This window comes from Sodalis sp. RH19 (genome assembly GCF_047324215.1).
GTDB lineage: Bacteria > Pseudomonadota > Gammaproteobacteria > Enterobacterales > Enterobacteriaceae > Acerihabitans.
In genome coordinates, this window is the sequence record NZ_CP178734.1 from 2147149 (window position 1) to 2173820 (window position 26672).

The window sequence follows — 26672 nt, forward strand, 5'->3', positions numbered from 1 at the left end:
AAAGATTTACCGCTCTCTTACGTTTGTCAGAGGAGAAGTACAATGGAGATCACCACGCTTCAGATTGTGCTGATTTTTATAGTGGCCTGTATCGCAGGCATGGGTTCAATACTCGATGAGTTTCAGTTCCACCGTCCGCTGGTGGCATGTACGTTAATCGGCCTCGTGCTGGGTGATATGAAGACCGGTATCATCATCGGCGGTACGCTGGAGATGATTGCCCTGGGTTGGATGAACATCGGTGCCGCCGTGGCGCCCGATGCCGCGCTGGCCTCCATTATTTCCACCATCCTGGTCATTGCCGGCAATCAAAGCGTGGGTGCCGGCATCGCGCTGGCTATCCCGCTGGCTGCCGCCGGCCAGGTACTGACCATTATCGTACGTACCATTACCGTGGCCTTCCAGCATGCCGCTGACAAAGCCGCGGAAAACGGCAACCTCAGCGCCCTGAGCTGGATCCACGTCGGCGCGTTGCTGTTGCAGGCCATGCGTATCGCCATTCCGGCCGTGATCGTCGGTGTTTCCGTCGGTACCGACGCCGTCCACGCCATGCTCAGTTCCATCCCGGAAGTCGTGACCAACGGCCTGAACATCGCCGGCGGCATGATCGTGGTAGTAGGTTACGCGATGGTCATCAACATGATGCGTGCCGGCTACCTGATGCCTTTCTTCTATCTTGGTTTCGTCACCGCGGCTTTTACCAACTTCAACCTGGTTTCCCTGGGTGTGATTGGCGTGGTCATGGCTGTCCTGTATATCCAGTTGAGTCCGAAATATAACCAGACCAACGGCGGAAACGGCGGCGGCGCCAGGGGCGTTAACGATCTTGATAATGAACTTGATTAATAGGTGAGCGAAATGGTCGATATAACAACTGCTCCAAAGAAACTGACTCCCGGCGATGTGCGTGCTGTCTTTATTCGCTCGAACCTTTTCCAGGGATCATGGAACTTTGAACGTATGCAGGCGCTGGGTTTTTGCTTCTCGATGGTGCCGGTAATCCGTCGCCTGTATCCCGAGAACAATGACGATCGCAAACAGGCGATTAAACGTCACCTGGAATTCTTTAACACCCATCCGTACGTGGCGGCGCCGGTATTAGGCGTAACCATGGCAATGGAAGAACAGCGCGCCAACGGCGCTCCCATCGACGATGCGGCCATCAACGGCCTGAAAGTGGGCCTGATGGGACCGCTGGCGGGCGTGGGCGACCCCATCTTCTGGGGTACCGTACGCCCGGTGTTCGCCGCGCTGGGTGCCGGCATCGCCATGAGCGGCAGTCTGCTTGGCCCCCTCCTGTTCTTTATCCTGTTTAACGCCGTGCGTCTGGCAACCCGTTATTACGGCGTGGCCTACGGCTACAAAAAAGGCGTGGATATCGTTAACGATATGGGCGGCGGTTTCCTGCAGAAGCTGACGGAGGGCGCCTCGATACTGGGGCTGTTTGTCATGGGGGCGCTGGTGAATAAGTGGACCCATGTGAATATTCCCATGGTGGTGTCGCGTATCACCGGTCCGGACGGCCAGACCACGGTGACCACCGTGCAAAGCATCCTCAATCAGCTGATGCCGGGCCTGGTGCCGCTGCTGCTGACCTTCGGGTGCATGTGGCTGCTGCGCCGCAAGGTCAATGCGCTGTGGATTATCGTCGGCTTCTTCGCCATCGGTATCTTCGGCTACTGGATAGGCCTGCTGGGACTGTAATCGTAGTGATGCAAACGTGGTAATGCGCAACCGGGGGCCATCCCCCGGTTTTTTTATTTTTCGCAAGGAGTCAGGATGTCTGTTACCGATATTGTCCTGCTGGTTATCATCACGCTGGCATTGGCGTTCGCCCTTTACGACGAGTTTGTCGTAGCCGGCATGCTTAAGGGCAAAACCCGGCTGAAAATCGGGCTTAAGCGCCAAAGCCGTATCGATGGACTGATATTTATCGGCCTGGTGCTGATTCTGGTGTACCAGAACATCACTAATAAAGGTACGGTTTTTACCACCACTTTATTATTAATCCTGGCCTTTATGGCGACCTATCTTGCCTATATCCGCCGGCCAAAACTCATTTTCAAAACCGCGGGTTTTTATTATGCCAATGTTTTTATCCGCTATGACCGGATTAAAAATATGAACTTATCCGAAGATGGTTTTCTGGCTATAGATTTGGAGAAAAGAAGGTTATTGATCCAGGTTCAGCATCTTGATGATCTTGAAAGGATTTATAATCAATTCATGGAAAATAATTAACGTAATAACAACCTATAATATAAGGTTATCACCGCCGATGGCCTTACTGCGATGGGCCATGGCGAAATTTTTAACCTTACAATGTATGCTATTAAATAACCCCAAGGTTGATGTTTTTATAGGCATGCGATAAATAAGCGTATGCAAAAATGCTATTTTATTTTTGTGGTTGTTATACGGTAAATACGATGTTATGGTTTTGCGGTCATTAGGGAGTAGCCGGTTTCCACCATAGCAGGCGGAAATGCCCGTATCAACATACTCGTTATACGCCGCTCATCCGGCGTAAACGTGGTGCGGGCGACCAGGACGGTCGGCGAGACTATAGACACGACGAACCATCGTGGGGTTGGGATGATGGTGAAGCGTGTATATTGGCTCCCAGCCGAGGCCTTATTATGATGAACCTGTCCGCGACCCTGATCCTTGCATTCGGCATGTCCATGGATGCCTTTGCCGCCTCCATCGGCAAAGGGGCCGCCCTGCATAATCCCCCCCTGCGCGAAGCGTTGCGCACCGGACTGATTTTCGGCGCCATCGAAACCGTTACGCCGCTGATCGGCTGGTCGCTGGGGCTGATGGCCAGCCGCTATATACTGGCGTGGGATCATTGGGTGGCGTTTATCCTGCTGGGCTGCCTGGGCATGCGCATGGTGGCCGGCGGTTGGCGCCGTCAAACAGAGACCGCGCCGCGCCTGGGCCAGCATAGCCTGAGGGTGCTGGCGACCACCGCTTTCGCCACCAGCCTGGACGCCATGGCGGTGGGCGTGGGGCTGGCCTTCCTGGAAGTCAATATCCTGCATACCGCGATGATTATCGGCCTGGCCACCATGATCATGGCCACCCTGGGCATGCTGCTTGGCCGCTTTATCGGCCCATGGCTCGGCAAAAAAGCGGAAATTATCGGCGGCGCCATCCTGATCGGCATTGGCTGCAATATCCTGTATGCCCATTACGCCCAGGCCGCCCTGCCCGGCCTGTAGGGGCAGGTCTCAATCCTCCCGCCGCCAGGCGCGGATGATAAAATCGGTTTCGCAGGCAAACCGCCCCAGTCCGGCTAAGCGCGTCATGACCTCGGGCGTGGCGCGCCAGGCAAACGGGGTCATTTGCAGCAAACTGGCTGCGGCCTCGCCGGTCATCTCCATATCATAGCTCAGGCGGTGCGTCGCAAGCGCGGTGAAGCCGGCGAAATGCTCATCCTTTAACGGATGTAGCATGACCTGGGGATAGATGCAGGCTTTAAGCTGATAAAGATGCCGGGGTCCGGGCGCGACGGTGACCACCAGCCCGCCGGGCTTTATGACGCGATACATTTCAGCGGGATTGCAGGGCGCGTAAATACGCAATATGCCGCCGAGCGAACCGTCGATAAACGGCAGGCGCTGGGTGGACGCAACGCAAAACCGCGCCTGCGGGTAACGCTTCGCCGCCAGGCGCACCGCCGTTTTAGCGATATCCAGCCCATACACCCGCCCGCCTCCCGGACGTTGCGCCAGCGTCGCCGCAAGCGCCTGCGTATAATAGCCTTCGCCACAGCCGATATCCAGCCAGTCGCCGCCCGGCGCCCACGGCAGTTCGTCGACCAGCGCCATAACCCGATCGCGCATCGGCTGGTAATAACCGGCATCAAGAAACGCGCGGCGCGACTGCATCATCTCCTGGTTATCACCCGGCGCCTTGCTGCGCTTGAACTGCACCGGCAGCAGATTGACATAGCCTTCGCGGGCGCAGTCATAGCGGTGCCGCTGCGCGCAGGACCAGTAATTATCGGCGCGCGTGAGCGGCAGGTGGCAAAGGGGGCATTGATAGCAGGGCATAACCGGTTCCGGACGTAAACGCAATCAGGTGCGCATCTTACCGTAAATCCGGCGCGCCGGCAGCGGGAATGTCATGCCGGCGCCTCAGGAGGCGCCGGAGCCCGGCCTCGATGCGGTCACCAGGCGATTGTTGTCTTCCGGCAAGGCGTCGGGCTCCGCATTCATGATGCGCAGCACCTCAGCCATAATGGTGCTGAAGACGGGCGCCGACACCGCGCCGCCATAATACTTACCCGCCTGGGGATTATTGATCACCACCACCAGCGCGAAACGCGGGCGGCTGGCCGGCGCGATCCCGGCAGTATAGGCGATATACTTATCAATATAACGGCCGTCGGGGCCGATTTTTTTAGCGGTGCCGGTCTTCACCGCCACCCGGTATCCCCTGACGGCGGCTTTAACGCCGCCGCCGCCCGGCAGGGCAACGCTTTCCATCATATGTTTCACCTCATGCACCAACGCCGGGTCCATGACGCGCTGGCCGACCACCGGCGGGTCGATACGGGTAATGGACAAGGGCCGGTAAACGCCGTCGCTGGCGATGGTGGCGTAGACCCGCGCCAGTTGCACCGGGGTGACCATCAGGCCATAGCCAAACGAGAACGTCGCCCGATCCAGTTCGCCCCAACGCATACGATGCGGCATCAGGCCGGCGCTTTCACCGGTCAGGCCGAGGTCGGTGGGCTGGCCCAGGCCGAAAGCGCGATAGGTATTGAGCAAGGCGGTAACCGGCATTGCCAGCGCCATGCGCGAGACGCCGACATCGCTGGATTTTTGCAGGATGCCGGTCAGGGTTAACTGCGGATAAAACGCCACATCCCGGATCAGATGGCCGTCAAGCGTATAGGGATGGGTATCGAGCAGCGTGTCTGGCTTGACGATGCCCTGCTTGAGCGCCGTCATCACCACCATCGGCTTTACCGTCGATCCCGGTTCGAAAATATCGCTGATGGCGCGATTGCGAAAATCGTCTTCGCCGGCCCCGGCGCGGTTATTGGGATTAAAGGTGGGATAGCTGGCCATGGCCAGGATTTCGCCGGTATTGACATCCACCAGCACCGAGGCGCCGGAATCCGCCTTATTGAAAGCCACCGCGTTGCTTAACGCCTCCTCGGTTTCACGCTGCAGCCGCAGGTCGATGCTCAGCGCCACGTTATGCGCGGGCGAGCTGTCGGTGGAGGAAAGGGTTTCCACCACGCGGCCAAACCGGTCCTTGCGCACCACCCGCTGTCCGGCCACGCCGGTCAGCAGGCGGTTGAAACTTTTTTCGATACCCTCGATCCCCTGATCGTCGATATTGGTAAAACCCACCAGATTGGCCGCCGTCTCTCCCGCCGGATAAAAGCGTCTGGACTCTTCTTTGCAATAGATGCCGGGCAGCTTTAGTTGCTTGATATAATCGGCGACGTTGGGTTCGATCTGACGCGCCAGGTAGATAAAGCGCATATGGGGATCGTGATTGATCCGGGCGGACATCTCGTTGAAAGGCAGGTTAACCGTCTGCGCCAGCGCCTGCCAGCGGGAGGACGCCGTCACCCCGCCCTTTTGCGCCACTTCGTTCGGGTCGGCCCAGATGGCGTCAACGGGTACGCTGACCGCCAGCGGCTGGCCGTTGCGATCGGTTATCATCCCCCTGGGTATCGGCGTCTGCTCCACGCGCAGCGAGCGCATGTTCTGCTGCGCCACCAGATTGTCCGGTTTGATCACCTGCAGCCAGCCGATGCGCATCAGCAACACGGCCAGTATGGCCGAAATACCGATACACATCAGACCAAACCGCCATTGAATAAAATTCTGCTTACCCTGACCCGGCTTCGTTTTCACACTGCTCTCTTATACGGCTATTTTTATTATCAGACGCATTAAAACCTATTCGCCGGAGCATGCGCGCAAAAACAATGCTACAAGGCTTGCTAATTTGCAACAAAGCGCAAATTTCCCTCTCGCCAGCCACCGATTGTTGCTTTGTTACAAACACCGGCGCCAGGAACGGATAAAATTACGCTACTCTATGTTTTCAGCGCGGGACATTATCGCAGGACATTATGACAGCTTATTCTCTCCTCATTGACGGCATCGCCGGCGTAAAACATGGTTTTGGCGATAAAGCCCATCTGATGCCGGAAAGGTTGCTGCCCTGGCAGGATACCCTGGCGGTAAAAAAACAGGTGCATGGTATCCAAATCCGCGAGGTTATGGGACCGGGCGAACAGTGCGGCGAGGCGGACGGCGTGGTGACCTCCACTCCCGGCGTACTGCTGAGTGTACTGACCGCCGATTGCCTGCCGCTGCTGTTCGCCCGCCGCGACGGCAAAAAGATCGGCGCGCTGCACGCCGGCTGGCGCGGGCTGCTGGCGGGCATCATTGAACAATTCGCCGCCATGCTGCTGGCCAGGGACGATAATCCGGCGGAGTGGGTGGCGGCCATCGGTCCGTCGGCCCGCCCGTGCTGCTACGAGGTCGGCGAGAGCCTGGTGGCGGATTTTTTAGCGCGCCTGCCGATACCCGGCGCTATCGTGACGCCGGCGTACCGGCGTCTGGATTTGGCCGCTATCGCCCGGTATAAGCTTATGGCGGCGGGATTCCAGGCGGTGGACGATATCGGGCATTGCACGATTTGCGCCACGTGCGCGAACGGGGACGGAATGACGCAGGCAGGCACGCGCTTCGCGTATACCAGTTTTCGTCGCAACAGCGTAAAGCGCGCCATCGACCCCGCCTATCCGACCATCAGCGGCCGCAATCAGCATTCGGGATTGGTGATTTTGCCCGGTTGAAGACGTGATTCATTCTTCGGCACCCGACAGCCAGCGTCGCGGGGCGGCACAGGTACGGAAAACAGGAACAGAGGGAAGTGCGGGGAAGATGTCGGGCAAGAATGAAACACCCTGCCAGTGGGGCACTGGCAGGGGGAATTACATGTTATCCATCGGCCAAATGGCCAATTGCTGCCGAAGCGGCGTGGATTACAGAGCAGTTACATTAACTGCTGAAGGGCCTTTCTGACCATCCTGGATTTCGAATTCTACGTTCTGGCCTTCGGCCAGAGTTTTGAAGCCGTTACCCTGAATAGCGGAGAAGTGAACAAACACATCTTTGCTACCATCGGCCGGAGTGATAAAACCAAAACCTTTAGACTCGTTGAACCACTTCACTTGACCTTTGATCTTTGCCATCTTGCATATTTCCTTTGGAGTGTTTAAATCGCCCTGAGGCGAGACAGAGACAAACTGGAGTCGTTACTGCTTGAGGCACTAAGATTAGGATCGGCAGAGAAGCGGTATGCAACGATATCGTCTTTACGCAAAACTTCTTTACTGAAAATGCCATTCATATACAGAACTGTACCTCGTTTTACCCAAATGCGTTATCACATACTCTGTTATCAATGGCAAGCCATTTTTGAGCAGGGCCGGATATGTCGCACATAATTAAATCGTTCAGTAGCATTGGGAAGGTTATCAGCGCATCCAATAGTTGAAAATTTCGCCCATTCGATTACGAGGTTAACCACCGCGATGATTTCTGTACCATTTATCGATAACCTTAGCGCAAACACTTGTCAACGTCCAATGCAATATTCAAGAATAACTATTCATTTACTTAGAAAAGAAAACAAGAGGCATGGCTCACATTTTTTCAGATTTGCTTATACCCTAATCTGCTATCCATGGAATAAAATTTACACTGCGGGTTTTACCGAAACGGGATCCGCAACATGCCCGCCGGGCTGCGGCGCGGCGACCATGGCGGAAACGATGCGCCATCAGTGATCCCCAATATTGTGCAGCGCCGCCGGCGCGCAATCACGCCGGCGTTTAACCCGCCATTGCCGCGAGCGCGCCAGGGTTAATTTATCGCCATGACGGCAAACAGGTAAATCGGTTAACTCGGCCGCAAATAGAAACTTATTAATATAGGAAAAGGGTTTAACCAGACTTTTTTTAATATATTTTATATGACTAGCGTCATTATAATGAAATAAATAACAGGATAATGTGGATCCGGGACGGGTGTTAACCCGGGCGCGGACGTCCGGTGATATCCACCGCCGCCCGGCGGTCGCGGCTATTTTCCCCGGGCGTTTAGCGCCGGAATTATATCCCGGCGGCTAGGGCATTGTTACAGCGCTATTTTCCCACCGATTTTCAGCGGACGGAAATGCGGGTCTTTAATGCCCGCGTTTAATAAAGCCTGCTCCAGCTCCAGCGGCGGTTCATCCAGCGCTTCGTCCGCCAGTTCAAATACTCCCCAGTGGATGGGGATTACCCGCGGACAGTGCAATTGCTGATAGACGTCTACCGCGCCGGCGGGACTCATATGGCTCTCGCCCATGAACCATTCTGGTGCATAGGCGCCGATCGGCAAGGCGGCGACGCTAAAGGGTCCGAGCCGCGCGCCGATTTCAGCCAGGCCCGGACTGTAGCCGCTGTCGCCGGAAAAATAAAAACGCCAGTCTTTGGTTTCCACTACCCAGCCGCACCACAGGCTGCGATTGTGATCTTTCAGGGTACGCTGGCTCCAGTGCCGCGCGGGAACGCTGTGCAAGCGGATGCCATGGCTATCGACGCTGTCCCACCAGTCGCACTGTTTCACCGTGCGCACGCCGCGTTTACGCAACCAGTCGCCCATGCCCAGCGGCGCCATGACCTGTATCGCCGGAAAACGCTTGAGCAGCTTTTTTAGGGTGCCTTTATCGAGATGATCATAATGGTTATGAGAATAGAGGATCATCTCAATGGGCGGTAAGCCGGCAATGTCCACCGGCGCCGGTGTTCTCCGGCGGGGTCCGATAAAGGGCAGCGGCGAGGCGCGATTGCCCAGGGCCGGATCGATAAGCAAATAGCGGCCCGCCGCGCGCACCATCAGGCAGGCATGTCCCAGCCACCATACGGCGTCCTCTTTGCCGCTGAAATCGGCAGGTTGCCACCAGCGCGCGATAAACCCCGGATAGCCGTCCCTGGGGGGTTTGGGCAGACCTTGTTTTTTTCTCTCGTCCTGCCACTTCCTGTAGGCGCCGGGGGTTCTGGTCCCCGGTTCGATATTACGGAAACCTTCCGGGGTGTGGTGGGGTTTTGCGGCGTCATACCAGGGATTTTTCTTCGTCATCGTGTTCTCGATTCTCCCATTGGATGCAAGCCAACGGCAAAAATGCGCAGATTACCGGATTATGTGATGGCCGCCACCGCTGCGCCGGGCAGGATGGCATAGAATAGGCAAAAATTAGCGTTCGGCGATAAAATCTTTAAATAGAATGGGTTCGCCTGCCGGCAGCGCCTTGGCGCCGTTGTCGGAATTACCCGCCTGACCCAGGCGCAGCAGCAGTTCGGTCTGTTTTTTCTGCTGTTCAAGCAATTCATTGAGCAGCGCGATCTGTTCGTTGGCCCTGACGCTTGCGCGATTAAGGTAAAACCAGACCACCAGGCAAATAATAAAAAAAACCAATGCAATCGCCATCGAGGCGATATTAATGCTATCAAATCCAAATACGTTCATAAAGTGACCTTGCCACTGAAAAAACCAGAAGCTATCTTATCACTCCGCGGCCTTCATTGTACCCCGCAAGTCAAAATTGCCGCCCTCTTCGCCCCGCTTACCAGGGCATCCACTTGGTCACCAGGCATATGCCGCTGAAAAAATCACCGCCCTGATCGCAAAAACTGTTGAGGGCCGATAACCACAGCAGCAGGCAAAGCAGTAAAATGACCAGTATTGATATTGAAGTGTTTTTTTTCAAAACCCACGTCCTGTACCGTCGCAATACAAATATTCTAGCCAGCAAAACTTAAACGAATGATAACCACAGGGATTTCATTATCAGAATAATGATTTATAAAGCGGATGATATGGGTGGAAGAAAATAGGGTGCCAAGGATGTACCCCGGCAGACCCGCATCAGATTACGGACGCGCCGTCCGGTCAAACTTCAGATCGATAAGCGCGATCGCCTTTTCGATAGCCCGGCGGGTCACCGGATCCTGCGCGCCCGGGTGGGTGGCAAAATCAATATTTTTCAATTGGCCCGACATCTTTTCCCGGATCTCAACGGGTGCGATGACATCGATAACATCCAGTATCTGCTTGATAACCAACTGGCAGGCAACTAAATCGGAGACCAGTTCCTGGTTTTCCGAAAAGGGTTGGGACATGATTACGCCTCTCTGCGCTGGACCACCGGTTAAAACGGATAGTGTTGATAGCCGATTTGCTGGGAGATATTCCGCGCCGCATCGTGCAGCATCTTCACATAATCGCTTTTACTCTCTTCCGAGAAGCGGATGGTCGGGAAGGATATACTCAAGCCGGCAATCACCACGCCGAAGCGATCAAAGATAGGCACCGCAATACAGCGCAGCCCCTCTTCCTGCTCTTCATTATCCTCGCCGAAGCCCTGTTCGCGCACCAGATCCAATTCCGGCAGCAAAGCCGCGGCATTGGCGGCGGTACGCTGGGTGCTGCGATTAAACACCACGCCGGAAAGAATTTCCCGCGCCTCGTCCCGGTCGCGCCAGGCCAGCAGCACTTTGCCGATAGCGGTACTGTAAAGCGGATTGCGGCGACCGACCCGGGAGTACATGCGCAGGTTATACATGGAGTCGATTTTGTGGATATAGACAATGCTGTCCTCATCCAGCGAACCCAGGTGAATGGTTTCGCGGGTTAAGTTGGACAGCACGCGCATCTGGATATCGGCAATGCGAATCAAATCCACATTCTGCAAGGCCTTGGCGCCCAGCTCGAACAGCTTGAGGGTCAGAGAATATTTTTCCGACTCGCCTTCCTGCGACACGTAGCCGAGGGACTTCATCGTCTGCAAAAAACGATAGACCGTGCTTTTGGACATCATGACGCGCTGTGAAAGCTCGGTAATACCGATTTCCCGTTCCTCGCCCAAGGCTTGTAAAATGCCAAATACCTTTAATACAGACGATACGGAGTCGGGCTGTCTGTCTAAATCTGCTATCGCCATGGTGATAAAAGTCCTGATAATTGTTTTGTTTTAAAAAAAATAGAACATGATTTTTATTATAAAGGCAAGGCTGCAATTAACGCAATCACCATTGTCTTTGCAGGATGTTTTTAACCGGGCATGAACGTTTTATTACATTTATCCGAGTGCGCGGCGGTCGCCGATCCCCTGTTTAATGCTAGGATAATGCTTTTAACGGGATGTTAATCCTTCATGACCCAGAACTCTGCCGACGGCCTACCTGTCCCACAACGTTACGGCGCAATATTAACCATCATCATCAGCATCAGCCTTGCCGTTCTGGACGGCGCCATCGCCAACGTGGCCCTGCCGACCATTGCCCGTGAACTGCACGCCAGCCCCGCCGCGTCGATTTGGGTGATTAACGCCTACCAGTTGTCCATCATCATGACGCTGCTGTCCTTCGCTACCCTGGGGGATATTTACGGCTACCGGCGGGTCTATCAATGCGGGCTGGCGGTATTTACCCTGATGTCGATGGTCTGCGCCCTGTCGGACAATCTCTGGATGCTGATTGGCGCCCGCGTGCTGCAAGGACTGGGCGCCGCGGCGCTGATGAGCATCAATACCGCCTTGATACGCATAATTTATCCCTCGCGCCTGTTGGGGCGCGGCATGGCCATTAATACGCTGGTGGTGGCGGTATCCACCGCCGCCGGTCCGACCGTGGCCGCCGGGGTGTTATCCATCGCCTCCTGGCAATGGCTGTTCGCCATTAACGTGCCTATCGGCCTGCTGGCGTTTTACCTGGGCCGGCGGTTCCTGCCGGTCAACGCGCTGAAAAACCGCGGACAGCGGTTTAACTGGTTCAGCGCCCTGTTGAACGCCCTGACCTTCGGACTGCTGCTCTCGGCGCTCGGGGGATTTTCACAACGCGTCGGCGGCCAATGGATACTGCTCGAGCTGGCCCTGGCGGCCGTCATCGGCGTGTTTTTTGTCCGGCACCAGCTGCGGCAGCCTTGGCCGCTGCTGCCGGTGGACTTGTTTCGCATCCCGTTGTTCGCGCTGTCGATGGGAACCTCTATTTGTTCTTTTTGCGCCCAAATGCTGGCTATGGTGTCCCTGCCCTTTTATCTGCAAAGCGTGTTGAACCGCAGCGAAGTGGCGACCGGGCTGCTGCTGACGCCCTGGCCGCTGGCCACCATGCTGCTGGCCCTGGTGGCCGGAAGGCTGATAGGCCGCGTACATTCGGGTCTGCTGGGGGCCATCGGCCTGGGCGCCTTTGCCCTGGGCCTGTTTTCGCTGGCCTGGTTGCCCGCCATGCCCGGGGATGGGGAAATCATCTGGCGGATGATGCTGTGCGGCGCCGGTTTTGGTTTATTCCAGTCGCCCAATAACCATACCATCATCACCTCGGCGCCGCGCAATCGCAGCGGCGGGGCCAGCGGCATGCTCGGCACCGCCCGGCTGTTCGGCCAAACCTCCGGCGCGGCGCTGGTGGCGCTGATGTTTAATCTGTTCGGCGCCACCGGCACTCACGCGGCGCTGGTGCTGGCCGGGTGCTTTGCGACGGCGGCGGCGCTGGTGAGCGCGCTGCGCATTAAGCAGGGCAACCCTCAGCGCCAGGAAGACGACAGCTTCTCCGGCGCCGACTAGTCCGCCCCGCCGTTATTTGAGATAGGTACCGGCCCGCAGCGCCTCGATACGCTTATCCAGCGGCGGGTGGGACATAAACAGCTCGCTGAACGAGTTGGTTTTGCCATTGATGCAAAACGCCAGCATGCTGCTTTCCTCCTGGGGCTCATAGCTGGTTTTTAAGCGCTGCAGCGCGGCAATCATTTTCTCGCGCCCGACCAGTCTCGCCGAACCGGCGTCGGCATGGAACTCACGATGGCGGGAGAACCACAGGGTGATAATGCTCGCCAGTACGCCGAACACCAGTTCCAGCACCATGGAGACGGCAAAATAAATCATCGGGTTGCCGTTGCTGCTTTCGCCTTCATCACGATTGGACGACAGGAAGCCCGCCGCCAATTGGGCCAGGATGCGCGAGACAAAGATCACGAAGGTATTCACCACGCCCTGGATAAGCGTCATGGTCACCATGTCGCCGTTGGCCACGTGGCTGATTTCATGGGCGATGACCGCCTCTGCCTCGTCGCGGCTCATATTTTGCAGCAGGCCGGTACTGACCGCCACCAGCGAGGCATCACGCCGGGCGCCGGTAGCAAAGGCGTTGATGTCCGGCGCCGGGTAGATAGCCACCTGCGGCATGGCGATGCCGGCCTGTTGCGACTGCCGCCGGACCATCTCCAGCAGCCAGCGTTCGGTCTCGTTGCGGGGCTGTTCAATAACCTCCCCGCCGACTGACCGCAGCGCCATCCATTTCGACATCAGCAGCGAAACCAGCGCGCCGCCAAAACCGAATAAACCCGCCATGATCATTAACCCGGTCACGCTGGAAGATTGTATCCCCGTCAGGCTCAGTACCAGACCGAATACCAGCATCACAGCCAGGTTGGTGAGTAGAAAGAGAGCGATACGCATCATAAGAAGGTGATTCCTTGAAAATAACGCCCATTGCGTTAGCCTTGATGGTATGGGCTTCCCTGGCGTTTTCAAGCATTGCGTGGCATTAAGTGCCTAAAAAGACATAACTTTACATTTTGTTAAGCTTTTTCCCGCCCGTATGCCGGTCATAAAAAAGGCGCCGTTAAGGCGCCTTGATAATCGACTCTATGTTACGTTACTTGACGGCAGCCGGCTGCGTTGCCGGTTGTGCGCTTTCGGCCTTAGCCAGATCCAATGCGATATGCACGGACTCGTCCAGGTAGGGATCGGGTTCGTGGTAATCCTTAGGGATAGCGTCCAGCGTCTTCACCGGTTTTTTACCCTGCCGCACCAGGCGTTCGTTGGTGCGCTGCAACCGTATGGCATCGTCCTCGTGATTTTCTTTCTCACGCTGTACCAGATTAAGGGAGACGATATTGCGCTTATCCTTCAAGGCGTGGAAACGGGCGATGTCCTGAGCGATATACTGGAATTCAGGATCGGCGGCAATCCTTTCCTGATGCGCTTTCAACAGCTCGGAGGAGAAGGGTTTCAGGTCACCGGTCTTGGTGAACGTGGCCGCCTTGATGCTGTCCCAGGGCAACGCGTTATCTTCAAATTTTTCACCGGTTTCAATCGTCTCGTCGCCGGTGGGCATGATGATGTCCGGCACCACCCCTTTACGCTGGGTGCTGCCGCCGTTAACCCGGTAGAACTTCTGGATGGTGTACTGGATGGAGCCCAGCGCCGGCCAGTCCGGGCGCAGCATCTGATCGTAGATCCGGTTCAGGGAGCGGTATTGCTGTACCGTGCCCTTGCCGAACGTCGGCTCGCCGACGATCAGCGCCCGGCCGTAATCCTGCATGGCGGCGGCGAAGATTTCCGATGCCGACGCGCTGAAACGATCGACCAGCACCACCAGGGGGCCTTTGTAATAAACAATGCCGTCGTTGTCGCTGTCCTCGCGGATTTTGCCGTTATTGTCGCGCACCTGCACCACCGGGCCGCTGGGAATAAACAACCCGGACAGGGAGACGGCCTCGGTCAGGGCTCCGCCGCCGTTGGTACGCAAATCGATGATGACGCTGCTGACGTTCTGTTTTTGCAGTTTCTGCAGCTGTACCTTGACGTCGTCGGTCAGGCCGACATAAAAACCGGGTATATCCAGTACGCCGACTTTCTGGCCGCCCACCTCTTTGACGGTGAGTTTCACCGCGCGATCCTCAAGACGGATACGCTCGCGGGTGACGGTGACGATGCGGGTCTTGGTGCCCTTGCCCGCCGGCAGTATTTCCAGACGGACCTTGCTGCCCTTCGGACCTTTGATCAGGGAAACCACGTCGTCGAGACCGCCAGCCTATGACATCCACCATCGGCTTGCCGGTCTGGCCGACGCCCACCACGCGATCGCCGACGGTGATGGTTTTACTCTTCGCCGCCGGCCCGCCCGGCACCAGCGAATTAATCACCGTGTAATCGTCGTCCATTTGCAGCACCGCGCCAATGCCCTCCAGGGACAGGCTCATCTCGGTGTTGAACTGTTCTGTATTGCGCGGCGAAAGATAATTGGTATGAGGATCGATTTCATGGGCGAAGGCGTTCATGATCATTTGGAACACGTCTTCACTGTTGCTCTGCGCCAGGCGGCGGATGGCGAATTGATAACGTTTGGTCAGCACATCGCGGATTTCGTTATCATCCTTGCCGGTGAGCTTAAGGCTCAGCTGATCGTATTTAACCTTGGCATCCCAAAGCTTATTCAGTTCCGCTTCGTTTTGCGGCCAGGGCGCCTTGCTGCGATCGAGCTCTATGGTATCGTTGCCGGTGAAATCCATCGGTTTGGCCAACTGGGCCAGGGCATATTCATAGCGTTCAAAACGCCGCTTCTGCGCCAGGTTGTAGAGTGCGTACGGCACGTCCAGCTTACCGCTTTTCAGTTCATCATCCAGCTGGTTTTTCTTATCCGCGAACTGCGCGATGTCGGAGGCCAGCAAGACATTATGGCTGTAATCCAGTATGTTCAGGTAGCGGTCGAAAATCTTGGCCGAAAACGCATCATCCAGATCAAACTGGCGATAATGGGATCGGGTGAAACGTGCGGTGACGCGTTCGCTGACGGTCTCTTGTTGCGCTTCTTCGTGAAGCTGGGGAATCTGGTCGGCGCGGGTGATTTTATTATCATTCGCCGATGCCGATCCCGCCAGTAACAACCCTGCAATTGCAGTTACTCTGACAAATTTGTTCATGCCCTGGTCGGCCTCCGTATCAGAACTGCAGGTGTTCTGCGCGCACAATCAAAGCCATCCCGGAAGAAAGCTGCACACGTACCCCTTCTTTGGCAATTTCCATAACCGTTGCTTCCATGGGATCTTTGCCCACCTTGACTTTGATTGCCTGGCCGATATGCAATTTTGATATATCGGTAACCGGTACCTGGCGCGCCGGAGCGGCCTGTTTAACCGGTTGTGATGCCCGGACGTTCTTGGCGTCGGTCTTGGCATCGCTCTTGGGACGATTGGCTGGACGCGGCCTGCGCGGCGCGGCGGCGTCCTGGCCTTTTTTGGCTGCGGCGGCCTCGTTGGCCGGCGCGGCGCGGCGCGGTGCCGGCGCTTCGCCATTTTCGCGTTTTTTCGCCTGCTGGGCGGCACGTTGCTGCTGGACCCGTGCCTTGGCTTCCTCAAGCTGTTTGCGGGCATGTTCTACATGCTGCGCTTCCAATTCGCCACAGGGATTACCGTCAAGATCGACACGCTGGGCACCGAGTTTGATGCCGTACAGGTAACGCCAGCTTGATGTATAAAGCCGTAAAGCGGAACGCAACTGCGTCTTGCTCAGGCTGTCCTCCCCCTGGATGCGCGCGACCAGATCGGCAAAAATACCAATCTTCAATGGCCGTGCCTCGCCCTCGGCGGTGAAACAAAGCGGAAACCGCTCGGCCAGAAAGGCGATGACTTCTTTATTACTGTTCAACTTGGGTTGATTTTCCATGAATTTTCCTGATTACAACGGGTTTGCCAACCAGCGCAGGCATGAACAGGCGTCATTATAATGACGCCATCGGCAAATGCCACGTTATCTGTCTATCAATATAAAGTATTATTGATAAAACGTCGCAGATCGGTGTGCTCCAACTGCTGACAAAGCCGTTCCACCAAGGCTTTCAGCCCATCCTCGTCGTCCTGGTCGAAGCGATGGTAAATCGTGCTATCGATGTCCAGTACCCCAACCACGCGGCCATCGAGGGTAATCGGCAACACGATTTCGGCATTACTGGCGGCGTCGCAGGCGATATGTCCGGGGAAGGCGTGTACGTCATCTACCCGCTGGATCCTGTTTTGCGCCACCGCGGTGCCGCAGACGCCCTTGCCCACCGGTATGCGCACACAGGCCACTTTACCCTGAAAAGGGCCCAGCACCAGTGTATCACCGTCAAGCAGATAAAAACCCGCCCAATTAACGCCATCAAGATGTTCGAAGAGCAATGCGCTGCAGTTGGCCATCGCCGCGATAAAATGCGTCTCGCCCTCGATCAGCGACGACATATTTTGTAGTAATTCAGCATAGCATTGTTGTTTTTTCATATTAAAACCAATAAATGAGCTAATCTTTCAAATGCCGGCCGTCAGGACCGGTCGCAATACCTTAAGCAATAAATGCCCACGGCCACAAGATTAACCCGTTATGACTTCACAAAGCCAGTATCCGCAGGTATGTTTGCGCAAACCTATCCGGCACTATCATGCCGGTGGCGATTGCCGTTTGATGGAATAAGAAAGGCAGGCATGATGGCGCGTACCCCCGCGAAGCGTCCCGGAATATGAAAATACAGCACATCCATTGCGCTCTCCCCCAGGGCCGCGATCAGCGCTGCGCCCAATGCGACGCGTTATTCATCCTGCCGGAATTAAGCCAATATCAGGATGCGTTCTGCCCGCGCTGCCGGGCAAAGGTGGCGGTGGGCAACGAGTGGGCCATTAACCGGCTGGCGGCCATGGCGGCGACCATGCTGCTGCTGATGCCGTTTGCCTACGCCGATGCGCTGATTCGCGTGCGCCTGCTGGGAACCGCCATCAGCGCCAACCTGCTGCACGGCATCTGGCAGATGGCGATGCAGGGGGATCCCATCACCGCCAGCATGGTGGCCTTCTGCACCATCGGCGCGCCTTGCACGCTGGTGTTTTCCCTGCTGTACCTGTATTTCGGCCAACGACTGGGCATGAACCTGCGCCCGGTGCTGCTGATGCTCAACCGGCTTAAAGAATGGGTGATGCTGGATATTTACCTGATAGGCATGGGGGTGGCGGCCATTAAGGTCAAGGATTATGCCGCCGTGACCACCGGCCTGGCGCTGCCGGCGTTTATCGCGCTGACGCTGTTAAGTATCATGACGCTGACGCATTTAAATATCGGCCAGTTATGGGAACGGTTTTATCCGCAGCCGGCGCGGCTGGCGTTTCGTACCAATACCGCGGCCCTCAGGGTTTGCCTGGCCTGTAATTTTACCGGCTTAGCCGATGTGCGCGGGCGCTGTCCGCGCTGTCACGTGCCCTTGCGCGCGAGGCGCCGCCACAGCCTGCAAAAATCCTGGTCGGCGCTGATTGCGGCGATGGTGCTGCTTATACCCGCCAACCTGCTGCCGATTTCGATTATCTATATCAACGGCAGCCGCAACGAAAGCACCATCATGGCCGGCATCATTTCGCTGGCGGCGGACAATATCCCGGTGGCGGCCGTGGTGTTTATCGCCAGTATCCTGGTGCCGTTTATTAAAGTCGTGGTGCTGCTGACCTTATTAATCACGATTCATTTCAATGTCCGGCACGGCTTGAAAACACGTATTCGGTTATTACGTTTCGTGACCTGGATCGGGCGCTGGTCAATGCTGGATTTATTCGTTATCTCCATCACCATGTCGCTGGTGGATCGCGATCAGTTATTGGCCTTTACCATGGGACCGGCGGCGTTTTATTTTGGCGCCGCCGTTATTTTGACAATTCTTGCTGTCGAGTGGTTAGACAGCCGTTTGATATGGGATGCACATGCAACAAACGCCGACTACACCGACTAGCGCGGCCGTCAGGAATAAACGCCGCATATCGCCGTTCTGGCTGCTGCCTTTCATCGCCCTGCTGATTGCCGGCTGGCTGGTCTACAGCACCATCCAGGAACGCGGCTCCACCGTGACCATTGATTTTGTGTCCGCCGACGGTATTGTCGCCGGCCGCACCCCGGTACGCTATCAGGGCGTGGAAGTCGGCACCGTGCAAAATATCAAGCTGAGCGACGATTTGAAAAGCATCCGGGTCGAGGTCAGCATCAAGCGCGATATGCGCGACGCGTTGCGCAAAGGCACCCAGTTTTGGCTGGTGACCCCAAAGGCGTCGCTGGCAGGGATTTCGGGACTGGATGCGCTGGTCGGCGGTAATTATATCGGCATGATGCCGGGCAAAGGCGAAGAGGAAAATCATTTTATCGCCCTCGATACCCAGCCCAAGTACCGGGTGAATACCGGGGAACTGCTGGTGCATCTGCATGCGGATAACCTGGGTTCGCTTAATACCGGCTCGCTGGTGTATTACCGCAAGCTGCCGGTGGGAAAAGTCTATGACTACGATGTTTCCCGCGACCAAGGCGGCGTCAATATCGATGTATTGATTGACCGGCGCTTTACCGATCTGGTGAAAAAGGAAAGCCGCTTCTGGAACGTTTCCGGCCTGAAGGCCGATGTGGATTTCCATGGCGCCAAACTGGAGATGGAAAGCGTGGCGGCGCTGGTGAACGGCGCCATCGCCTTTGACTCCCCCGCCCAGGGCGAACAGGCCCGGTCCGACGACAATTATATCCTCTATCCCGACCTGTCCCACAGCCAGCGCGGCGTGATAATCACCCTCGACCTGCCTGATGGACAGAATTTGAGCGAGGGCCATACCCCGCTGCTATACCAAGGGCTGGAGGTGGGGACCCTGACCAAACTGACGCTGGGGAAAGATAAAAAAGTCACCGGCGAACTGACCATCAATCCGTCCATTGTCGATTTAATGCGCAGCGGCACCCGTATCGAAATGCATACGCCGCAGCTGTCGTTAAACAACACCAATCTCAGCAGCCTGCTTAGCGGCATAACGCTGGAACTGGTGCCGGGCGGCGGCGAGCCGCAGCAGCATTTTACCCTGCTCGACAGCAATCATATGCTGTTGCAGGAACCCGGCGTGCGCACCTTTAGCCTGACCGCGCCGCAAAGTTACGGCATCGACAGCGGCCAGCCGCTGACACTGCACGGCATCCCGGTCGGTAAAGTAGTGAGCCGCAAGCTGATCGACAATCAGGTCGTGTTCGAGGCGGCGATCAAACCCGACTATGCGGATCTATTGCATAAAAACACCAAATTTATCGTTAACAGCCGGGTCGATGTGAAGTTCGGACTGGACGGCGTGCGGGTGCTTGGCACCAGCGCCCAGGAATGGCTGGACGGCGGCATCGTGGTTATTCCGGGCAACAAGGGGGCGCCGCTGGACCAGTATCCCCTTTATGGCAACCGGGAAATGGCGGAACAGGGTATTCAGGGCGACAAGCCCGCCCCGACGCTGACACTCACCGCCGATAGCCTGCCCGATATCCAGACCGGCTCCATTGTGATGTACCGCAAGTTCCAGGTGGGCGAAATCATCGACGTGCGCCCGACGGCGAAAAGCTTCGATGTCGATGTCTATATCCATCCCCAGTATCGCAAGTTACTGACAGAAAACAGTATTTTTTGGGCTGAGGGCGGCGCGCGCATGCAGATTAACGGCAGCGGCATTACCGTGCAGGCCTCGCCGCTCGACCGTGCGCTGAAAGGCGCCATCAGCTTCGATAACCTGGACGGAGCGGTGCTGGCGAAAGGCGCGCCGCGTAAACTGTATGGTTCGGAGAACGCCGCCCGCGCGGTAGGCAGCCAGATCGTCCTGCGCACCTATGATGCCAGTAAGCTGTCCCCGGGCATGCCCATCCGTTATCTGGGGATCGATATCGGCCAGTTGGAAACGTTAAAACTGTCCACCGAAAACAGCGAGGTTATGGCCCAGGCCGTGCTTTATCCGGAATATGTGCAAACCTTCGCCCGGGTGGGAACGCATTTTTCCGTGGTCACCCCGGAGATTTCCGCCGCCGGCGTCAATCATCTGGAAACGCTGCTGCAGCCCTATATCAACGTCGAGCCCGGCCGCGGCCAGGCGACGCGTAATTTCGAGCTGCAGCAGGCCACGATTACCGACTCACGTTACCTGGACGGCTTAAATGTCGTGGTCGACACCCCCGAGGCCGGCTCATTGCAAATCGGCACCCCGGTATTATACCGCGGCATCGAGGTGGGCACCGTAACCAATCTGTCGCTGGGTTCGCTGGCGGATCGGGTTTATGTCGCCCTGCGGATCAGTAAGCAATACCAGCATCTGGTGCGCAATAATTCGGTATTTTGGCTGGCATCCGGATATGATCTTAAATTCGGTCTCACCGGCGGCTCGGTAAAAAGCGGCACCTTCCAGCAGTTTATTCGCGGCGGCATTGCCTTCGCCACCCCGCCGACGACGCCGCTGGCGCCAAAAGCCGCCACGGGTAAGCATTTCGTCCTCAGCGAGGAAGAGCCTAAAGAATGGCATGAATGGGGCACCGCCATTCCTCCGCAGGGTTAAACAGCGCCGGTTGCGCTTGGAATAAGGTCAGAGTGCGCAAGAGACCGGAACGGGTGTGATGGGTAATAAGGCTAAAGGCGCCTTTACGATTTTCCCGTCATACCCGCGCTTGCTGGTTTGCCCTCTTCCCATCGGGCGCGCGCTTTTAGCGTTTTGTGCGATCTTGGCTATGCTTAATACGTAGCTTGCCTCAGGAATGACCCTGGCGAGACAGCGTAGAAGGGCTAAAAATATGACCAAGACTACTGTCAAAATAGGAAGTTTCGAAGTCGACGACGCCGAACTCTCCGCCGGAGCGGATCGCAATGTCCAAAATCTCCTGCGTATTCCCTGTAAATCCGACCCCGATCTCTGCAAACAGCTTGACGGTTGGGATGAACATACCAGCATCCCCGCGATCCTCGACGGAAAAGAACAGGTGCTGTTCCGGCAACATTACGATCATGATAATGATGCCTGGATTATGCGCCTGGAATAATAGATTCAACCCCGCTGCACGGGCGGGCTATTCCCGCCGGGATACACCGTCGCCAGGGTTATACCCCTTTGCCGACCACTATCCCTCCTTCGCTATTGTTGTGCCCCCGCTGCACACCCAGGGCGTAGATGCGCGCCCCATTATCTGCCGCAGCTGGGCTATACTTCACGCTTACCAGAGATAAACCGGCAACAGGCCGGATGGCATTGTGTAAAGGGCTACCCGTCATGTATGCATTAATGATTTTTATCTGTTACCTGGGACAGGATTGTGAGGAAGTCTTCATTGGCGCCTATCGCAGCGAGACGCAATGTTTGTCGAGCATGCGGGAACAGCGGTTGCGTTACGGCGGGTGTTATCCCATCGAACGGTTTATTGACGGCATCTGGCTGCCGGCCAGTGAATATGCCGATTTTTAAGCGGCAAAAAAAAGTCAGCCCGAAGGCTGACGACTAAAGACAGTCAGGGAATATGTTACTGAGGGTTGAGTGCTATTCTACCGATCCCGGCCAACGCGGCAACCTATCGCTACGATAGCCGCGGGCGCCACGAACGGCCGCTTATGGGTATGTTTTATCAGCGCTACAGGAATACGTTATGATCAACAGTTTGGCTGAATTGGAACAGGTGCGCAGGGAATGTAAAAAAATGGTCACCCGCCGCGCCGGTTTATCCGCCGGAGCCGCGGTTATCCCCATCCCAGGTTTCGATATCGGCACCGATGTGTCGCTGCTGATGGCGCTGCTGCCGGCCATTAACGAGAAATTCGGCCTGTCGCCCACGCAGATTGAGCAATTGCATCCCAACCGCAAAAAATACACCCTGGTGGCGATCACCGGTATTGGCAGCCGGCTTATCGGCAGCACCGTCACCCGTGAGCTGGTAAAAATGGTGCTTAAACGAGTGGGGGTGCGGGTGGCCACCAAGTCGGTGGCCCGTTATGTGCCGATTATCGGCCAGGCCGCCGCCGCGGGATTGAGTTTCAGCGCCATGAAAGTCCTCGGCAACGCCCATATTGAGGATTGCTATGAGGTATTGAAACAGGTGCTGGAGACGCAGCCCGTGGAAAAGGCGGATTTTATCACACGGGTCAATACCCGTGTCGCCGGACCGGGCTCAGATAGACAGTAATGGCTTATGGTATCGTTTTACGATATTTGCCCACTCCATGCTGGCGACGGGCACATTTTCACCGGTAAACATGCTCTTCGCCTCGTTTACCGGTCCAATCAATTCCTCGAGAACCACACCTATGCGACGCGAAGGGTGGATTTGTCCCTCTATCAAATAGGCGGTTGAGATACTTTTAACCCGGAAAAAACGATCGGGCTGGTAGATATGCTCGAGACCCACCATCTGATTATTATCGCCTCTGATTACCAAGGGTATCGCCTGCCGGGCGTTTTCAATTTTATAATACACAATGGCCTGCCTGCGTTGGTCGCCCGCCAATCCTTGCCGATCGGCGCTGGCGGTTAATAACCTGGCAAAATTATCCCCGGGCGCGACGGTCAGAAAGGTAGGATAATTGGTGACTATATCCCCTGGGGCGATGATATCCGCCCAGGGAATGCTCTCGGTTGCCGGATACTGTCCCACCGCCAGATAGCTTCCCTCTTGCCGGGGAAAAGGGTGTTGCAGGGCACCGGTTAAATCCTCGTAAAGTAACCGGTCCGTCTGCGCCCACCTCTCCAGCGGTACCTGATGCCACAGATTTTCATTGATGCTGCTTTTGGCGCGCGAAAAACCCGTCAGATCCAACAGCAGGTTATTGTATTTATATATTTTTATGCCATTGGCCTCCAACGACCACAAATGCAATGCGATGGTCTGACTTACCGACAGGGTTTGATAGACAGCCTGATATTGCGCGTAATCCAGGGGAGCCTGGGTAAGGGGAATACCCATTTCAGGGAACAATAGCGCTTCGCTTCCCGGATCGCCATAACGCGAGATATGCGCCGTACACTCTACGCCATAAAGAGAATGAGTCACCATGGTATCGACGCTGGCCTGTTGGTTCCAGAGTCTTGCCGCCCGGCCCGCGCCACGGCCGCTCAGACCGGTATGCAGAATATTTTTTAAGCGCGCTGCCGCCGCTACGGGCACAGCCTCCAACCTGTTACCTTGCGCCAGAATATATTTTATCCCGAAGCGGTCGCCGGTTTGCGGATTGATCCTGACATAGACCGGCTGGCCAAGATAACGATCACCACCCAGTCTGACGATCGGGATATCACGCTCGAATCCCGCCAGGCGCCCGGTTTCAAAATGTTCGATACCGGCGGGCAGCGCGTCGCTCAGCGCGCTGCCGTCCAGTTTCAGCATCAGCTTTTCCATGGTCGGGCTATGGCCGCGCAGTAATTTGGCGGCAAGACGTACCTGCAGCACTGACGCTTTACCCAGCATGCCCGCCATTTCAATACCGGGGTCTAAAGACCGGGCCAAAGCCAGCAGCATGCTGGTCAATGCCTTGCGGTCAAGCTCTTCGGCCAAGGTGGCCATGGCCACGTTGGCAAAGGATCGCAACCCCGCGCCCATGGCGATTTTCAGGCTATTTCCACCTGCGAAGCCGGCCATCCCCACACGCATTGAGGCCAGGCCGCCCATCCCCGCTTTTGTCAGTATCCGTGATGACAACGCTGCGGATTGCCCCGCCAGTGGGATGAAATTCAGGCCGTCCACAACGCAGGAGATTAGGGCCTCCTCCTGCCGGTGCGGGTTCCATTCGACACAATGATAAAATGGAATAAACGACAGCAGGAAACGTCTGAATGCTTCATGCGTGGTTTCCTCATATCCCTGGGTATAGAGCTGTGCGGCCAGTTTTTTTCTATGCTGCTTCACCAGTCTTTCGCTAACCGCGGCCAACGTTTCTTCAGGGGTTTTATAGAGGCCTTGCGCATTTTCACCGGCGTAGATATTAAGCCGATAATTTTTATCCGCCCCGGCCAGATTTTTTTTCATCAAAGAATAATAATTCTGCTTATCACGATCGATGCGTCTGATCCAATAGCCCGATTCATCGCGCCCCAACGCAAAAATCCGTTCCTCGCCGTTGCTGACGGCCAGCAAAAGTTCGATGCCCGGCAAAAGCGGCACAGCAGGTTTCGCCCCGACGATAAAATATTCTACCGGCAGGCCGGTCTGGGGATTAAGCTCGGAAAAATCCGCTCCCGCCCGGCGGATTGTCGACATGGTGAAAAATTGCAGCTCCGGCGCCGGCAGCGACGTGACGGCATCCAGGATCAGCAAACGGTCGATAATGGCGAATTTATCGGCAATATCCTGGTTTTGCGCCGCGAAAATCTTATTAAGGTCAGGAAGATTCTCCAAAGACTTAGCGCTCTGGCGGCTGGCGGCCCCGGGCGGACAGGCGTAGCCGCCGGGATAGCTTTTGTAAACGGCCACCCTGCGCGCAGATTCATCCTTCGTCAGGCCGCCACAATGTTTTGTTAAGAGGTCCCCGGCCAGCTCCGTGCGCGACTTATATCCACTTATAGCGTCGCCGAACTGTTTAAACGGATTAACCGCTTTTTCCCTGGCTTTGCCGGATGAAAAAAAAAGCATCAGCGCATCTTGTTGGGTAGCAGCCGCGCGCACATCAATCCTACGGGCGGCATCCCTGTCTTCATCCAGCCTGGCGCTCAGATAGTGCATCAGCGCGGGGAACGTAAAAAGATCAATCAGACCGGCGGACAGCGATCCCATCATCATCAGCGCCGATAATGTGCAGCCGATTTCGATGACTTCGGCCGCCGCCATATCGCCGATGTCCACCGTGCTTTTAGCGGCAAAAGTAAGTCCGATATGCAGATAACACCAGTCCAGCGTGCCGAATACAAGCGCCTGCGGGGGGATATCCTCCCGGAAAAAAAATAATGTCGGCAGGACCGGCGCGACAATATGATCGATAAGGTAACGATAACAGGGTGATTCACCGGTTGCCGCCGAACCGGCCGAAGCCGCCCCGTCGCCATTGAATAAGGCAAGCATGCTGTTAATGACGCCGCGACCGGCCTCCATATTTAAACCTGCTGAACCAAAGGCCGGATCCCGTGCCCCGGACGCCAGGAGACCCAGCATCTTCCGGGCCATGAAGCTTTCGATATCCGCCCCGAATATATTTTCCGCCATCCAGTCACTCACCACCTTGCTCATGGCGTTTCTGGTCAGCCTTTCACCCGGAGAAGCGCCGTAGAGACCGGAATCCAGCAACAAAACATAGGCGATCCTGGCCCTTCCATCGGGTGTGGCGATAAGAAAACGCGCCGTTTGGGCCACGAGATTCATTGCCGGAGGGAGTTGAGGGTTGCCGGTAGCCATGGCATGCCCTGAAAGCTTATCCAGTAACCTGGCTATATTTTCATTTTGCCGCCTCAAGTCGATGATAGGTTTATTATTCGACCAGCCCTTATTACGCTGTTCGATATACCGTGCCGCACGGATATCCTCCGCAGTATGAGGATCCGGCCCTTCTCCGGTCAGAGGTAAATCACGCCGCACCCTGGTTTCGGTATATTCCGGCGACACATCGGTTGCCTGGGGCATTTTATACCCCGCCAGCGCGTTTTTCCCCGCGGCATCCCCCGGCGGCGCGCCGGATGATTGATGCGGGCGCACCAGCAAACCATAGGCATAAAGCAGTCTCGCGCCGATGTTTTTCACAGAGTTATTCGCGTACGCTGCGGGCGGCGCGACCCATAAGCTGGAATCATTACGCGCGAAATCTAATACGCCGAAAAGCATTTCGGCACTTTGCCGCTGGCGGGAGGTGATGTCATTGGACAATAATAATTGATTAATAGCCGACTGATTTGCTTGTCTATAAACTGTGAATAATCCCATTCGATTTCCTTATTAAATAAAGAGCATGCCTTATGAAGTTATTAACAAGTGATATATCTAGAATGTAATATTTTGCATTACGTGCTCGCCGGTGCGATAAGTCGCCGTATCGCTAGCGCTGGGTTATGAGAAATACC

The 26672-nt window shown here is 56.0% G+C and carries 24 protein-coding genes and 1 pseudogene; 11 read left to right on the top strand and 14 right to left on the bottom strand.

The features are described from left to right. Positions 1-42: 42 nt before the first annotated feature. From ACL2XF_RS09640 to mntP, 4 genes are all read left to right on the top strand, one after another. Entirely contained in the window at positions 43-846 is an 804-nt protein-coding gene (locus ACL2XF_RS09640; RefSeq protein WP_410015292.1) for a PTS mannose/fructose/sorbose transporter subunit IIC, read from the top strand. A 12-nt stretch (positions 847-858) separates the two neighbouring features. Next, complete coding sequence (locus ACL2XF_RS09645) at positions 859-1704, top strand: PTS mannose transporter subunit IID (RefSeq protein ID WP_410015293.1); 846 nt, start codon at positions 859-861, stop codon at positions 1702-1704. A 75-nt stretch (positions 1705-1779) separates the two neighbouring features. Further along, on the top strand, positions 1780-2241 hold the full coding sequence (locus ACL2XF_RS09650) for a DUF986 family protein (protein ID WP_410015294.1): 462 nt from the start codon (positions 1780-1782) through the stop codon (positions 2239-2241). A gap of 401 nt (positions 2242-2642) precedes the next feature. Further along, positions 2643-3224, top strand: a complete 582-nt coding sequence (mntP, locus tag ACL2XF_RS09655; RefSeq protein ID WP_410016559.1) for a manganese efflux pump MntP — start codon at positions 2643-2645, stop codon at positions 3222-3224. Positions 3225-3233: 9 nt separating this feature from the next. Here the strand turns inward: mntP and rlmA are convergent, their stop codons facing one another. Next, positions 3234-4058, bottom strand: coding sequence for a 23S rRNA (guanine(745)-N(1))-methyltransferase (gene rlmA / locus ACL2XF_RS09660; protein WP_410015295.1), 825 nt, complete (start codon positions 4056-4058; stop codon positions 3234-3236). A gap of 84 nt (positions 4059-4142) precedes the next feature. After that, positions 4143-5882, bottom strand: a complete 1740-nt coding sequence (gene ftsI / locus ACL2XF_RS09665) for a peptidoglycan glycosyltransferase FtsI (RefSeq protein WP_413728503.1) — start codon at positions 5880-5882, stop codon at positions 4143-4145. 221 nt (positions 5883-6103) lie between these two features. On the opposite strand from ftsI, the gene ACL2XF_RS09670 reads away from it, so the two are divergent. Then, positions 6104-6835, top strand: coding sequence for a polyphenol oxidase family protein (locus tag ACL2XF_RS09670; protein WP_413728504.1), 732 nt, complete (start codon positions 6104-6106; stop codon positions 6833-6835). A gap of 189 nt (positions 6836-7024) precedes the next feature. Here the strand turns inward: ACL2XF_RS09670 and cspE are convergent, their stop codons facing one another. The 7 genes from cspE to kdgR form a co-directional block, all read right to left on the bottom strand. Next, on the bottom strand, positions 7025-7234 hold the full coding sequence (cspE, locus tag ACL2XF_RS09675) for a transcription antiterminator/RNA stability regulator CspE (RefSeq protein WP_005968829.1): 210 nt from the start codon (positions 7232-7234) through the stop codon (positions 7025-7027). Between the two features lie 23 nt (positions 7235-7257). Next, positions 7258-7392, bottom strand: coding sequence for a DUF2627 domain-containing protein (locus tag ACL2XF_RS09680; protein WP_132921323.1), 135 nt, complete (start codon positions 7390-7392; stop codon positions 7258-7260). Between the two features lie 788 nt (positions 7393-8180). Further along, on the bottom strand, positions 8181-9167 hold the full coding sequence (locus tag ACL2XF_RS09685) for an MBL fold metallo-hydrolase (RefSeq protein ID WP_410015298.1): 987 nt from the start codon (positions 9165-9167) through the stop codon (positions 8181-8183). 114 nt (positions 9168-9281) lie between these two features. After that, complete coding sequence (locus ACL2XF_RS09690) at positions 9282-9554, bottom strand: YebO family protein (protein WP_410015299.1); 273 nt, start codon at positions 9552-9554, stop codon at positions 9282-9284. Between the two features lie 97 nt (positions 9555-9651). After that, on the bottom strand, positions 9652-9795 hold the full coding sequence (gene mgrB, locus ACL2XF_RS09695) for a PhoP/PhoQ regulator MgrB (RefSeq protein WP_410015300.1): 144 nt from the start codon (positions 9793-9795) through the stop codon (positions 9652-9654). Positions 9796-9958: 163 nt separating this feature from the next. Continuing rightward, positions 9959-10207, bottom strand: a complete 249-nt coding sequence (locus ACL2XF_RS09700; RefSeq protein ID WP_410015301.1) for a DUF2766 family protein — start codon at positions 10205-10207, stop codon at positions 9959-9961. Between the two features lie 29 nt (positions 10208-10236). Next, a complete protein-coding gene (kdgR, locus tag ACL2XF_RS09705) occupies positions 10237-11028 on the bottom strand; it encodes a DNA-binding transcriptional regulator KdgR (protein ID WP_410015302.1) in 792 nt (263 codons plus the stop codon). 213 nt (positions 11029-11241) lie between these two features. Here kdgR and ACL2XF_RS09710 point away from each other — a divergent pair, with 213 nt between their 5' ends. Continuing rightward, entirely contained in the window at positions 11242-12645 is a 1404-nt protein-coding gene (locus tag ACL2XF_RS09710) for an MFS transporter (RefSeq protein WP_410015303.1), read from the top strand. Positions 12646-12657: 12 nt separating this feature from the next. Here the strand turns inward: ACL2XF_RS09710 and htpX are convergent, their stop codons facing one another. The 4 genes and pseudogenes from htpX to ACL2XF_RS09730 all read right to left on the bottom strand — a co-directional run bounded on the left by htpX (position 12658) and on the right by ACL2XF_RS09730 (position 17120). After that, positions 12658-13539 (bottom strand): protease HtpX, encoded by an 882-nt coding sequence (htpX, locus tag ACL2XF_RS09715; protein ID WP_413728505.1) that lies wholly within the window; start codon positions 13537-13539, stop codon positions 12658-12660. A 196-nt stretch (positions 13540-13735) separates the two neighbouring features. Next, a pseudogene (prc, locus tag ACL2XF_RS09720) lies at positions 13736-15785 on the bottom strand (carboxy terminal-processing peptidase). Between the two features lie 19 nt (positions 15786-15804). After that, positions 15805-16527: an RNA chaperone ProQ gene (gene proQ / locus ACL2XF_RS09725; RefSeq protein ID WP_413722757.1), complete on the bottom strand. Its 723-nt coding sequence runs from the start codon at positions 16525-16527 to the stop codon at positions 15805-15807. 95 nt (positions 16528-16622) lie between these two features. Then, positions 16623-17120, bottom strand: a complete 498-nt coding sequence (locus ACL2XF_RS09730; protein ID WP_413722756.1) for a GAF domain-containing protein — start codon at positions 17118-17120, stop codon at positions 16623-16625. Between the two features lie 236 nt (positions 17121-17356). Between ACL2XF_RS09730 and yebS the strand changes: the two genes are divergently transcribed. From yebS to ACL2XF_RS09755, 5 genes are all read left to right on the top strand, one after another. Next, positions 17357-18607 (top strand): membrane integrity lipid transport subunit YebS, encoded by a 1251-nt coding sequence (gene yebS / locus ACL2XF_RS09735; RefSeq protein WP_410015308.1) that lies wholly within the window; start codon positions 17357-17359, stop codon positions 18605-18607. Next, complete coding sequence (locus ACL2XF_RS09740) at positions 18579-21209, top strand: MlaD family protein (RefSeq protein WP_413728506.1); 2631 nt, start codon at positions 18579-18581, stop codon at positions 21207-21209. Before yebS ends, ACL2XF_RS09740 begins: the two co-directional genes overlap by 29 nt. A 232-nt stretch (positions 21210-21441) precedes the next feature. Continuing rightward, positions 21442-21687, top strand: a complete 246-nt coding sequence (locus ACL2XF_RS09745) for a DUF1480 family protein (protein ID WP_410015310.1) — start codon at positions 21442-21444, stop codon at positions 21685-21687. Between the two features lie 227 nt (positions 21688-21914). Further along, positions 21915-22106 carry a YebW family protein gene (locus tag ACL2XF_RS09750; RefSeq protein ID WP_413728507.1) on the top strand — a complete coding sequence of 64 codons (192 nt, stop codon included), beginning with the start codon at positions 21915-21917 and terminating at the stop codon, positions 22104-22106. Positions 22107-22284: 178 nt separating this feature from the next. Continuing rightward, positions 22285-22818 (top strand): hypothetical protein, encoded by a 534-nt coding sequence (locus ACL2XF_RS09755; protein WP_413722755.1) that lies wholly within the window; start codon positions 22285-22287, stop codon positions 22816-22818. Here ACL2XF_RS09755 and ACL2XF_RS09760 read toward each other — a convergent pair. Further along, positions 22804-26355, bottom strand: coding sequence for a hypothetical protein (locus tag ACL2XF_RS09760; protein WP_413728508.1), 3552 nt, complete (start codon positions 26353-26355; stop codon positions 22804-22806). The two genes, ACL2XF_RS09755 and ACL2XF_RS09760, sit on opposite strands and share 15 nt — an antisense overlap. Positions 26356-26672 lie beyond the last annotated feature (317 nt).